The sequence below is a fragment of the Rhodovulum euryhalinum genome, assembly GCF_004342445.1.
GTDB lineage: Bacteria > Pseudomonadota > Alphaproteobacteria > Rhodobacterales > Rhodobacteraceae > Rhodovulum > Rhodovulum euryhalinum.
In genome coordinates this window covers 1-12,211 of sequence record NZ_SLWW01000003.1, presented here as the reverse complement: position 1 = coordinate 12,211, position 12,211 = coordinate 1, and the positions used below count along the sequence as shown (strand labels likewise).

Below are 12,211 nucleotides of genomic sequence, written 5' to 3'. Positions count from 1 at the left end.
GGGCTATCGGCGTTTCCAAGTCAAGCGTTTTCCCTGGCGAGGGCGCCGGGTGCCCCTTCACCCGATTCACAGCTTGCATGCCCGTTGCCGGCAGCGGGTGTGGATCGCGACCTCAGCCCAGCGCGTAGCCAGCGCCGCGCACCGTGCGCACCGGGTCTTCGCCGCCCTGCTGGCAAAGCGCCTTCCTCAGCCGTCCGATATGGACATCGACGGTGCGTGTGTCCACGTAGATGTCGCGGCCCCAGACCCGGTCGAGCAGTTGCTCGCGGCTCCAGACACGGCCGGGCTTTTCCATGAAGGTCGACAGCAGGCGGAACTCGGTCGGCCCCAGCTTCAACGGCTTGTCGTCGCGAAACACCTTGTGCGTCTCGGGGTCCAGCACGATGCCCTCGAATTCCAGCCGCTGGCCGACCGCGGCGGGCCGCGTACGGCGCAGCAGCGCGCGCACCCGCGCCATCAGTTCGACCACGGAATAGGGCTTCACCACGTAGTCGTCTGCCCCGGTTTCCAGCCCCCGCACCCGGTCGACCTCTTCGGCGCGGGCCGACAGCATGATGATCGGCAGGCCCCGCGTCTCGGCCCGCGTCTTGAGCTGGCGGCAGATCTCGATCCCCGACACGGACGGCAGCATCCAGTCCAGCACCACCAGGTCGGGCGCGACCTCGTCCACCAGCATCAGCGCCTCGTCGCCGGTGCTGGCGCTGGCGACGCGAAAGCCTTCGGCCTCGAGATTGTAGGCCAACACCTCGCGCTGGGCGGGCTCGTCCTCGACGATCAGGACACAGGGCTGCTCGGCAGGCGACATGGTCTAGAACCCCGGCACGTCGACGGCGGTGCGGTCGGCCTTGGGCCGGTCGTCCTCGGGCATCTCGCCGGTCACCAGATAGATGACCTGCTCGGAGATCGAGGTCACGTGGTCGCCCATCCGCTCGATGTTCTTGGCGATGAAATGCAAGTGCATGCAGGCGGTGATGTTGCGCGGATCCTCCATCATGAACGTCAGGAACTCGCGGAACAGTGCGTTGTACATCTGGTCGACCTCGTGATCGCGCAGGCGCACGTCCTGGGCCAGTTCGGGATCGCGCTGGATATACGCGTCCAGCGCGTCCTTCAGCATCGCCTCGACCGCCATCGCCATGCGCCGGATCGCCCCGGCCGAGCCCTCGATCGGCGTCATCTGCACCAGCACGCCGGTCCGCTTGGCCATGTTCTTGGCATAGTCGCCGATCCGTTCGAGGTTGGCGCCGATCTTCATCACGGTCAGCACCGTGCGCAGGTCGCCCGCCGAGGGCTGGCGCAGCGCCAGCAGGCGCGCGGCCTCTTCGTTCACGCGCTCTTCAAGCGCGTCGATGGACTTGTCGCCCTTGCGCACCTTCTCGGCCAGCTCCTCGTCGCGGTTTTCCAGCGATTGCGCGGCTTCAAGGATCGCGGCCTCGACCAGACCGCCCATCTTCATGATGAGCGCCTGAATCGCCTCGAGGTCGCGGTCGTAGGACTTGACGATGTGACGGTCGGACATGGCGGTTCCCTTCTCAGCCGATCCGGCCGGTGATGTAGCTTTCGGTGCGCGGATCGTGCGGGTTGGTGAAGATCTGACCGGTCTCGCCGAACTCCACCAGGTTGCCGAGGTGGAAGAACGCGGTCTTCTGGCTGACGCGGGCGGCCTGCTGCATCGAGTGGGTGACGATCACCACCGAATACTGCTCGCGCAGCTCGTCGATCAGTTCCTCGACCTGGGCCGTGGCGATCGGGTCGAGCGCGGAACAGGGCTCGTCCATCAGCAGCACCTCGGGCTCGGTGGCAACGGCCCGCGCGATGCACAGCCGCTGTTGCTGGCCGCCCGACAGTCCGGTGCCCGGCGCGTCCAGCCGGTCCTTGACCTCGTCCCACAGGGCCCCGCGACGCAGCGCGCGTTCCACGATCTCGTCCAGTTCGGCGCGGGTGCGGGCCATTCCGTGGATCTTGGGGCCATAGGCCACGTTGTCGTAGATCGACTTGGGGAACGGGTTCGGCTTCTGGAACACCATGCCGACCTTGGCACGCAATTGCACCGGATCGACCTTGGGATCGTAGATATCCTCGCCGTCCAGCGTGATCGTGCCCTCGACCCGGCAGATGTCGATCGTGTCGTTCATCCGGTTCAGGCAACGCAGGAAGGTCGACTTGCCGCAGCCAGAGGGGCCGATGAAGGCGGTCACCGTCTTATCCTCGATGTCCACGTCCACGTCCTTGATGGCGTGGGTGTCGCCGTAGAACACTTGGCAGCCGCGGGCCGAGATCTTCACCTCTTTGGTCACTGCGTCCCTCTTCATCAGTGGATTGTCGTACATGTTACGGGTCCTTTCCCGGCCCTACCAGCGGCGCTCGAAGCGCCGGCGCAGGATGATGGCGATCGCGTTCATGATGACGAGGAAGACCAGCAGCACGATGATCGCTCCCGAGGCCCGTTCCACGAAGGCCGGGTCGCCGCGCTGGGTCCAGTTGTAGACCTGCACGGGCAGCGCCGCGGCGGGTTCGAAGAACCCTTCGGGCGGTGCGGACGGATACTCGCGCACGAAGGCCACCATGCCGATCAGCAACAGCGGCGCGGTCTCGCCCAGCGCCTGTGCAAGGCCGATGATCGTTCCGGTCAGGATGCCCGGCATGGCCAGCGGCAGGACGTGGTGGAACACCGACTGCATCTTCGACGCCCCGACCCCAAGCGCCGCGTCACGGATCGAGGGCGGTACCGATTTCAGCGAGGCGCGGGTGGCGATGATGATCGTCGGCAGGGTCATCAGCGTCAGCACCAGCCCGCCCACGATGGGCGCCGATTGCGGCAGCCCGGCGAAGTTGATGAACACCGCAAGGCCGAGAATACCGAACACGATCGAGGGTACCGCCGCAAGGTTCGAGATGTTCACCTCGATCAGGTCGGTAAAGCGGTTCTGCGGCGCGAACTCCTCAAGATAGATCGAGGCGGCCACGCCGAGCGGCAGCGCCAGCGCCAGCACGACCAGCATCATGTAGGCCGAGCCAAGGATCGCAACGCCAAGCCCCGCCGCCTCGGGCCGGGTGTCGGACGCGTCAGGGGCGGAAAAGAACGATGGGTTGAACTTGGTCCCGAGCAACCCGGCCTGCTTCAACTGGTCGGCCAGCATCAGCTGTTCGGGCGACACGTTGCGGTCGAGCGCGGCGCTTTCCATCGTCACCCGACCCTTGTAGTAGCCGTCGATCCGGCCCGCGGCCAGCACGTCGAAGGTGACCGTTTCGCCGATCCGCGAGACATCGGCCATCACGTAACGGCGCAACTGGGCCGGCGCTTCCTTCGAGATCAGCTCTGCCGCCTGTTTGGCGCTCAGACCCTCCAGCGCGATGCCGTTGGCGGCCATCGCGTCCACCAGCGCCTTTTCGAGAAGCGGCGCGTAGCCGAAGGTCGTGACCTTGGCGATTGCCTCGCGGTCGCGGGTGCCCGCCTTGTCCAGCCTCACGGGGTCGAGGTAGACGTCAACCGTGATATAGGTCTGGCGAAACGAGGACAGGCCATTCAACAGGATCGAGGCGACCAGCCCGATCACCGCCAGCACCCCGAACGTCACCGCCAGCAGCCCCATCAGGCGGAACCTCGCCTCGGCGGCGTTGCGGCGCCTCGTGCGGTCGTCAAGTTCGAGCAGCGAGGTCCGGCGGCGGGGTCCGGCGGCGGACGGGGCCTGCGAGGCGGAGACGTCGGTCATTCGTACTGCTCACGATATTTGCGTACAATATAAAGGGCGAGGACGTTCAGCCCCAGCGTGAAGACGAAGAGCGTCAGCCCCAGCGCGAAGGCGACCAGCGTCTCGGGGCTGGCGAACTCGGTGTCGCCGGTCAGCTGGCTGACGATCTTGACCGTGACGGTCGTCATCGCCTCGAACGGGTTCAGGCCCAGCCTGGCCGCGGCCCCTGCCCCCAGAACCACGATCATCGTCTCGCCGATGGCGCGGCTCGCGGCCAGCAGGATTGCCCCCACGACGCCCGGCAGGGCGGCGGGCAGGATCACCTGCCGGATCGTCTCGGACCGCGTCGCGCCCAGCCCGTAGGCCCCGTCCCGCATCGACTGCGGCACGGCGTTGATGATGTCGTCGGACAGCGAACTGACGAAGGGGATCAGCATGATGCCCATCACCAGGCCCGCGGTCAGCACCGAGGACGACGACGAGCCCAGCCCCGTGGGTTCGGCGATCCAGTCGCGGATGAACGGACCGACCGTGATCAGCGCGAACAGGCCATAGACGATGGTCGGGATCCCCGCGAGAACCTCGATCGCTGGTTTCGCCAGGCTGCGCAGGGTCTTGCTGGCATATTCCGACAGGTAGATCGCGATCATCAGGCCGATTGGCACCGAGGCGACCAGCGCGACGAACGAGACATAGAGGGTGCCCCACAAGAGCGGCAGGATGCCCAGTTCGGACCCGCCGCGGAACTGAGGGTTCCAGGTCGTCGAGAAGAAGAACTCGGACGCCGGATACATCTGGAAGAAATGGATCGTCTCGAACACCAGCGAGCCGACGATCCCGACCGTGGTCAGGATGGCGACCAGCGACGAGCCGATCAGCAGCGACAGCACAAAGCTTTCGCTGATGTTGCGGGCGCGCAGGTCGGGTTTGATGCGAAGCAGGGAAAAGGCGAACATCGCCGCTGCCAGCGCCAGAACGAATACCGACATCAGGGTCGCGCCCGTGCGTTGCGCGTCGCGATAGGCCTTGGCGGCCTCGAAAACGCTGGGCGACACGTTCGCCCCGAGCGCCACGCCCACTTCGCCAAGCCGACTGCGGACATTGGTGAAGTCGGCGCGCATGTTCTGGAGGTCGGCCTCGTTCAGCAAATCCTGCACCACCAGAAGGTCGATTCCGTCCGCGATCCGGCGGACGTCGGACAGCACAAGGCCACGGCTGCCGCCATCGGCGATCGCGCTGTCGGGGATAAGCTCGGCCACCTTGTCGTCGATCAGGATCGGCTGCACGAACAGCCATGCCGCCATCAGAATAAGCGCCGGCACCGATGCGAACAGCGCCACGGACTGACCGTAGTAGCCCGGAAGCGAATGAAGCCGCCGGCTGTCCCCGCCCGCCTTCGCAATGGCACGTCGTCGGCCCAGGAAGAAACCTGCGATCGCCAGGCCCAGCACGATCGCGATCAGGATGCCAACGCTCATATCAAGTCCGCCCGAAAGGAAGAAAGACGGGTGGCACAGATTGCGCCACCCGCCATTGCATGGATCAGTTCAGCGGCCCCATCGGGGTGCGGTTCTTGACCATGTCCTGCGTCTTGGCCAGTTCCGGGTCGGACACCAGGCCATAGGCGGCCAGCGGGCCGTCGGGACCGGCCATGTCATCGGACACGAAGAACTCGATGTATTCCTGAAGGCCCGGGATCACGTCGAGATGGGCGTTCTTGACGTAGAAATACAGCGGACGCGACACCGGGTATTCGCCCGAGGCGATCGACTCGACCGAGGGAACCACGCCGCTCATCGTGGCGACCTGCAGCTTGTCGGTGTTGTTCTGGTAGAACGACAGGCCGAACACCCCGATGCCGTTCTTGTTGGCATCCACGCGGGCCAGCGTCTCGGTGTAGTCGCCGTCGATGTCGATCGACACGCCGTCGGTGCGCAGCTGCATGCAGGCGTCCTCGGCATCCTCGGCGCCGGCGGCCTCGTGGGCGGCCAGGGTGCCGTTCTCTTCACAGCCGGCGATGATCACCTTCTCGTCGAACACTTCACGGGTGCCGTGCTTGGTGCCGGGGATGAAGGCCAGGATGTCCTGCGCCGGCAGGTCGGCGCGGATGTCCGACCACAGCTTGTTCGGGTTGTCGACGAGCTGGCCGTCCTTGACCACCTTGGCGGCGAGCGCGGCGTGCCAGTCGGCCGGGGTGAAGGCGAAGGCCGGGCCGTTGATGTCCGAGGCGAAGACGATGCCGTCATACCCGATGCGGACTTCCTGGATCTCGGTCACGCCGTTCTGGGCGCAGAGGTCGATGTCCGACTGCTTGATGCGCGAGGACGAGTTGGCGATGTCGATGGTGTTCTCGCCCACGCCTTCGCACAGCTTCTTGCGGCCAGCGCCCGAACCACCCGATTCCACCACCGGGGTCGGGAAATCGAAGTTCTCGCCAAACGCTTCGGCGACGATCGACGCATAGGGCAGCACGGTCGAGGAACCGGCGATCTGCACATTGTCACGCGCGGCGGCCGCGGTGGCCGAGACGGCCGCGATCGCCAGCGCCGAGGCGGTCACTTTGATGTAGGACATGGGTGCTCCTGAAGATTTGTTCCGGGTGCAGATTCGCACCTGCATGCGCTGGGTATCGGCGGTCGGCGACCCTTTTGTAATAGTTTTGTAACATTTTTGTGACGGTCGCCGCCTTCGGGTGAAACCACCCGACACTCATCTTCTTCAGATTGTTTTTGTCGCTTTAAGGTTGTTTTCAGGATGACCTGTCCGCATCGGCGAGGTCGTTGGCGGGTTGGTCTTGATCGCGCGGTTGACCCAACCCCGCATCAGGCGGCCTTGCCAAACGGCCGTTACGCCGCTGACGCCCGTTCTGGGCACAGACGGATAGATTCCCGATCGGTCCCGCGGGCCGGGAGCAGGGGCCGGGCCGTCTTGAACGTTCTCGCCATTCCGGCCATCCTTCCGCACACCATGCACAAGGAGCGCGGCGCGCGACCCCGGCCGCAGGCAGGATGGAGGTCAACCGCCCCCCGCGCAACGCGCCCCGGCCGGCGCCGCCGCGTGCCGAGGGGACCGGGCAGCGACGGCAGCCAGAGCACAGGAGGGCCTCGCCATGATCCGCGCCTTCGCCGCCATCGCCCTGCCCGACGCGATCCGTACGGAACTGGTACGCATGCAGGCCTCGCTGCCGGTCAAGCGCCCGGTCCCCGAAGAGAACCTGCACCTGACGCTGGTCTTTCTCGGCGAGCTTGCCGAGCCGCTGCTTGAAGAGGTGCATGTCGCCTTCTCGGCGCTGCACGCACCCGGGTGCGATCTGACACTTGACGGGCTCGGGCTGTTCGGCGGCCGGAAACCGCGGCTCGTCCATGCGGGGCTTGCCGAGAGCGCGGACCTGCGCCACCTGCAAGCCAAGGTGGAACAAGCCGCGCGCGGCGCGGGCGTCGTGGTCGAGCACCGCCGCTTCATCCCCCATGTCACGCTGGCCTATCTCGATCCGGCACGCATTGACTGCGACCGGCTGGAACGGGCCGTCGCCGGCGGCGCGGCGTTCCGGGCCGGGCCGTTCCCGGTCACCGGTTTCGGCCTCTACCGCTCGGATCGCGGCCATGGCGGCGCGCGCTACACCGAACTTGCGCGCTATCCGCTTTCCGCTTCGTTTCGCGGCTCTACTGTTCCATAGTATAATAGGGAACGAGGAGGAGGTAGGCATGGCTTGGAGCATCGCGCCCGGGCAGGGCTGTGGTCCCTTGCGTCTTGGCATGACGCAAGGTGACGTGGCGGCGCTGCCGGACATGGGAAGACCTCAGCACGTGTATCGCGGCTCGGGCGGGCGGCAGATGGAATATCGCGGCCTCGCCCTGCCGATCTGCGAATACCAGGATGATGCGCTGGTGCGCATCGTCGCGGGCCGTCATGTCGAGGGGCTCAACCTCGAAGGGATGGATCCGTTCGCCAACGACCCGGTGGAGTTCGTCCGCCGCCTGGAATCGAATCTCGGCCCGGTGACGCTGTGCCAGGAACAGCTTTGCTTCCATGCCGCGGGCCTGATCCTCGGCGGGTTCTACGAGCCCCACGACCGGCGGTTCTTCCAGCCCGAGATCGAATATCACGACGAGCGTAGCGTGACGTTATGCCGTCCGGGCACCTGCACCGGATCCTGCGAGACGGGCGAGACGTTGAGTTTCCTCTGACCGCTCAGACGCGCGGCACGCCACCCGACATCACGGCACGAAACCAGTCGGTGTCGATGTTCCCGCCGCAGAGGATGACGCCGACGTGCTTGCCCGCCATCATCCCGCGCTCGGCCATCAGCGCGGCGAGCGGCGCCGCGCCGGCGCCCTCGGCTACGTTGTGGGTGGTGCGGAAGTAAAGCCGGATCGCCTCGGCCACCTCGGCGTCCGAGACCGCCACGATCCGCTCGGCGCCGCCCGAATAGATCGCCAGCGCCTCGGGCACCGGCACCCGCACCGCGATCCCGTCGGCGAAGGTGCGCGCGGTCTCGGTCTCGACGTAGTCGCCCGCCGCCATCGAGCGCAGCACGCAATCGGCGTTCTCGGAGACGACGCCGACGATCCGGGTGTCGAGCCCCAGCGCGTCGCGGGCCGCGATCGTGCCACAGATGCCCGAGCCGCAGCCGATCGGCACGTAGACCGTGTCGAGATCGGGAACCGCCGTGAACAGCTCCAGCGCATAGGTCGCCACGCCCCGCACCAGTTCGCGGTGGAACGGCGGGACGAACGCCAGCCCCTCGGCCTCCGCCACGCGCTGCGCCTCCTGGAGCGCCGTGTCGAAATCGGTGCCATGGACGATCAGTTCGGCCCCGAAGGCGCGCATCGCGGCGTTCTTCTCGACCGAATTGCCCTCGGGCACGTAGACCCTGGCGGTCATCCCCGCGGCGCGGGCGGCCAGCGCCTGGCCCTGGCCGTGATTGCCGCGCGTGGCGGTGACGATGCCGGGGCAATCGGGCCGGGTGCGTTTCAGCCAGTCGATGAAGGTGAAGGCGCCGCGCACCTTGAAGGCGCCGGTGGGCGTGTGGTTCTCGTGCTTGACCCAGACCTCGGCGCCGATCTCCTGGCCGAGCAGCGGCCAGGCGTATTGCGGGGTCGCGGGCATCCGGGCGTGGACGAACGCCGCCGCCTGTTGCAACTCGTCCAGCGTGAACAACGGCTCGGCCATGGTCGGTCTCCTGATCGGTGGCAAGGCTGGGCAACGCCGGGCAGGCAGTCCGGGCGTCCCGGCCCCGGGGCGGTCGGCCAAGGCTTACGCAAGCCCACGTCCAGAGACAAGCGCACCGCAGCCCCCTGTCCGCGAGGGCTGGTCAGGTCCGGATTGTTGCGGCAAGACTGGAGGCCGAGGCGGTCCGGCGTCGCCGCGATGCCTTCACCAGAGACAAGACGAGGTCCCCATGACCCACGTTCTCGCCATTGACCAGGGCACCACCTCGAGCCGGGCGATCCTGTTCGGCCCCGACCTGACCGTGGTCTCGGTCGCGCAGGAGGAATTCCCCCAGCTTTTCCCCGCCTCCGGCTGGGTCGAGCACGATCCCGCCGATCTGTGGTCGAGCACCGCAGCCACCTGCCGGGCGGCAATCGAGAAGGCGGGGCTGCATGCCACCGACATCGCCGCGATCGGCATCACCAACCAGCGCGAAACAACGCTGGTGTGGGACCGGGCCACCGGCAAGCCCATTCACCGCGCGATCGTCTGGCAGGACCGGCGCACCGCCGACACATGCCGCGCGCTCAAGGCGGCCGGCCACGAGGCCGCCGTGACGGAAACCACGGGGCTGCTGCTCGACCCCTATTTCTCGGGGACCAAGCTGAAATGGATTCTCGACACGGTCGAGGGCGCGCGGGCGCGCGCCGTGCGCGGGGACCTTGCCTTCGGCACGGTCGACACATGGCTTGTCTGGAACCTGACGGGGGGCCGCGTCCATGTCACCGACGCCACCAATGCCGCCCGCACGATGCTGTACGACATCCGCCGCGGCCGCTGGTCCGACGAGATGTGCGCCATGCTGGACATACCGATGGCGGTCCTGCCCGAGGTGCGCGACTGCGCCGCCGACTTCGGCGTGACGCGACCCGACCTGTTCGGCCGGGAGATCCCGATCCTCGGCATCGCGGGCGACCAGCAGGCGGCCACCATCGGCCAGGCCTGCTTTCGCCCCGGCATGATGAAATCGACCTATGGCACGGGCTGCTTCGCGCTGTTGAACACCGGGGCGGATCCGGTCGCCTCGCGGAACCGGCTGCTGACCACCATCGCCTACCAGATGGAGGGCCAGCCCACCTATGCACTGGAAGGCTCGATCTTCATCGCGGGCGCAGTGGTGCAATGGCTGCGCGACGGGCTGAGGCTGATCCGCAGCGCGTCGGAAACCCAGCCCCTGGCCAAGGCGGCCGATCCGGGCCAGCATGTCGTTCTGGTGCCCGCCTTTACCGGCCTTGGCGCGCCCTACTGGAACGCGGACTGCCGCGGCGCGGTGTTCGGGCTGACCCGCAACTCGGGCCCCGAGGAATTCGCGCGCGCCGCTCTGGAAAGCGTGGGCTACCAGACCCGTGACCTGCTGGAGGCGATGACCGCCGACTGGTCGGGGGGCGGCGGCACCGCGCTGCGCGTCGACGGGGGGATGAGCGCGTCCGACTGGACGATGCAGTTCCTCGCCGACATCCTGGGGGCGCAGGTCGACCGCCCCCGGGTGCTGGAAACCACCGCCATGGGCGCGGCCTGGCTGGCCGGCCAGCACGCCGGACTTTACCCGGGGATGGAGGAATTCGCCCGCACCTGGGCACTCGACCGGAGTTTTGCCCCGGCAATGGCCGCCGAAGACCGCGCGACACGCTATGCGCGCTGGAAACGGGCGGTCGCGGCGGCACAGGCGTTCTGACCCCATGCGCTTCGAGGTCCTGACCCCCGGACGGATCGTCTTTGGCCGCGGCGTCGCGGCCGAGGCGGCATCGCGGCTCGCCGCCATGGGACGGCGCGTCCTGCTGGTCCGCGGGGGCGCGGTGGCCTTTGCCGACCGGCTGGGCGCCGAGTTGCGGCAGGCAGGCTGCGCGGTACTGGACCTGCGCGGGCGGGGCGAGCCCGATCTGCCCGGACTCGAGGCTGCGCTGGCCGAGGCCCGCGGCTTTGCCCCCGACGCGGTGGCGGCGGTCGGCGGCGGTTCGGTCCTCGACCTTGGCAAGGCACTTGCGGCACTGCTGCCCTCGACCCGCCCGCCGCTCGACCATCTCGAGGTGGTCGGCCTGGGGTTGCCGCTGCCCGCAGCGCCGTTGCCCTTTGCGGCCATGCCCACCACGGCGGGGACCGGCGCCGAGGCCACCCGGAACGCGGTGATCGGCGTGCCCGATGCAGGCCGCAAGGTGTCGTTGCGCGATGACCGGATGATCCCGGCACTGGCGCTGGTGGATCCGGCGTTGACCGATGACTGCCCGCGGGGCGTGACGCTCGCCTCGGGACTCGACGCCGTGACCCAGGTGATCGAGCCCTACCTCTCGGCTCGCGCCACGCCCTTTACCGACGCCTTGTGTCGCGACGCGATTCCGCGCGGGCTGGCAGCGTTAATCCGGCTGATGCAGGCCGAGGACCAGGCCGCCCGCGATGCCATGGCCCATGTCAGCCTGACCGGCGGGCTCGCGCTGGCCAATGCCGGGCTCGGCGCGGTGCACGGGCTGTCCGGCGTGATCGGCGGGCGCCACGGCGCGCCGCACGGCGCGATCTGCGGCCGCCTGCTGGTGCCGGTGCTGCGGGCGAACCGGGCCGCATTGGCCGAAGCAGGCCGCCCGGTCGGCCGTTTCGACGAGGTGACGGACTGGATTGCCGGTGCGCTTGACTGCCCGGCCGAAATGGCGCTCGACCGCTTTGCGGGGTGGATCGACGCGGCGGGCTTGCCGCGCCTGGCGGCCATGTCACAGGGCGCGCCCGACCCCGGCGCTCTGGCCCGCGAGGCCGAAGCCGCCTCGTCGATGAAAGCGAACCCGGCAGCCCTGCCGCCCGAAACACTGGCGCGGATCGTCGCGGAGGCCCTCTAGGTGTTCAGTCCCGGCATCTGGTGGATCGGGTTCAGGATGAAGCGACCCGGCTCTGAGGTCCAGACCTTGCAGATGATTCCTAGGGCGTGAACCCTGCGAGCGTCTTCGGTCGGCGGGCGAAGTTGTCGGCGGCCATGAAGTCGGCGAGGTGGGTCCGCAGTTGATCGTGATTGTCATAATGGAACCGCTTGACCGTCGCGTCGTTTGACCTGCCCCCCCCGCGAACTCCCTCACCGTGATGTAGAGTCTGCTCACACGCGAAGGAGCAGGCGACATGAGGAAAAGTCGCTTCGGTTGCCCGATCGGCCCGAACTCGATGCCGGAGATGATCTCGAAATGACTCTGATGATGTGACCGCCCCCCGACGGCATCAATGTGCCAAGGTGGGTCTGCGACGATCCACAAAGGAGGGCGGTCATGTCGGAGATTATCACGGTCGGGCTCGACCTGGCGAAGAATGTGTTTCAAGTGCATGGCGCTGACGCG

At 67.5% G+C, this 12,211-nt stretch carries 11 protein-coding genes and 1 pseudogene; 4 read left to right on the top strand and 8 right to left on the bottom strand.

Going from position 1 to position 12,211, the window contains the following annotated elements:
- Positions 1-112 precede the first annotated feature (112 nt).
- The 6 genes from phoB to EV655_RS04160 all read right to left on the bottom strand — a co-directional run bounded on the left by phoB (position 113) and on the right by EV655_RS04160 (position 6,266).
- Positions 113-805 carry a phosphate regulon transcriptional regulator PhoB gene (gene phoB, locus EV655_RS04185; protein ID WP_132542166.1) on the bottom strand — a complete coding sequence of 231 codons (693 nt, stop codon included), beginning with the start codon at positions 803-805 and terminating at the stop codon, positions 113-115.
- Between the two features lie 3 nt (positions 806-808).
- The gene (phoU, locus tag EV655_RS04180; RefSeq protein WP_132542164.1) at positions 809-1,519 is read right to left on the bottom strand and encodes a phosphate signaling complex protein PhoU; all 711 of its coding nucleotides are present in this window, start codon (positions 1,517-1,519) and stop codon (positions 809-811) included.
- A gap of 13 nt (positions 1,520-1,532) precedes the next feature.
- Positions 1,533-2,312: a phosphate ABC transporter ATP-binding protein PstB gene (gene pstB, locus EV655_RS04175; protein ID WP_243644980.1), complete on the bottom strand. Its 780-nt coding sequence runs from the start codon at positions 2,310-2,312 to the stop codon at positions 1,533-1,535.
- Between the two features lie 39 nt (positions 2,313-2,351).
- Positions 2,352-3,713, bottom strand: a complete 1,362-nt coding sequence (gene pstA / locus EV655_RS04170; RefSeq protein ID WP_132542160.1) for a phosphate ABC transporter permease PstA — start codon at positions 3,711-3,713, stop codon at positions 2,352-2,354.
- Positions 3,710-5,170 carry a phosphate ABC transporter permease subunit PstC gene (gene pstC / locus EV655_RS04165; RefSeq protein ID WP_132542158.1) on the bottom strand — a complete coding sequence of 487 codons (1,461 nt, stop codon included), beginning with the start codon at positions 5,168-5,170 and terminating at the stop codon, positions 3,710-3,712. The genes pstA and pstC overlap by 4 nt, the downstream gene beginning before the upstream one ends.
- Before the next feature lie 64 nt (positions 5,171-5,234).
- Complete coding sequence (locus EV655_RS04160) at positions 5,235-6,266, bottom strand: substrate-binding domain-containing protein (RefSeq protein WP_132542156.1); 1,032 nt, start codon at positions 6,264-6,266, stop codon at positions 5,235-5,237.
- 535 nt (positions 6,267-6,801) lie between these two features.
- Here EV655_RS04160 and thpR point away from each other — a divergent pair.
- Together thpR and EV655_RS04150 are read left to right on the top strand one after the other, a co-directional pair.
- Positions 6,802-7,368 carry an RNA 2',3'-cyclic phosphodiesterase gene (gene thpR, locus EV655_RS04155; protein ID WP_132542154.1) on the top strand — a complete coding sequence of 189 codons (567 nt, stop codon included), beginning with the start codon at positions 6,802-6,804 and terminating at the stop codon, positions 7,366-7,368.
- Between the two features lie 28 nt (positions 7,369-7,396).
- Positions 7,397-7,879, top strand: a complete 483-nt coding sequence (locus EV655_RS04150) for a hypothetical protein (RefSeq protein ID WP_132542152.1) — start codon at positions 7,397-7,399, stop codon at positions 7,877-7,879.
- A gap of 4 nt (positions 7,880-7,883) precedes the next feature.
- Here EV655_RS04150 and EV655_RS04145 read toward each other — a convergent pair whose 3' ends face one another.
- Entirely contained in the window at positions 7,884-8,864 is a 981-nt protein-coding gene (locus EV655_RS04145) for a threonine dehydratase (RefSeq protein WP_132542150.1), read from the bottom strand.
- A gap of 229 nt (positions 8,865-9,093) precedes the next feature.
- On the opposite strand from EV655_RS04145, the gene glpK reads away from it, so the two are divergent.
- Together glpK and EV655_RS04135 are read left to right on the top strand one after the other, a co-directional pair.
- Positions 9,094-10,578: a glycerol kinase GlpK gene (gene glpK, locus EV655_RS04140; protein WP_132542148.1), complete on the top strand. Its 1,485-nt coding sequence runs from the start codon at positions 9,094-9,096 to the stop codon at positions 10,576-10,578.
- 4 nt (positions 10,579-10,582) lie between these two features.
- Complete coding sequence (locus tag EV655_RS04135; protein ID WP_132542146.1) at positions 10,583-11,725, top strand: iron-containing alcohol dehydrogenase; 1,143 nt, start codon at positions 10,583-10,585, stop codon at positions 11,723-11,725.
- Here the strand turns inward: EV655_RS04135 and EV655_RS04130 are convergent.
- Positions 11,722-11,927: pseudogene (locus tag EV655_RS04130) on the bottom strand (IS481 family transposase); the annotation flags it as partial. The gene EV655_RS04135 and the pseudogene EV655_RS04130 sit on opposite strands and share 4 nt — an antisense overlap.
- Positions 11,928-12,211 lie beyond the last annotated feature (284 nt).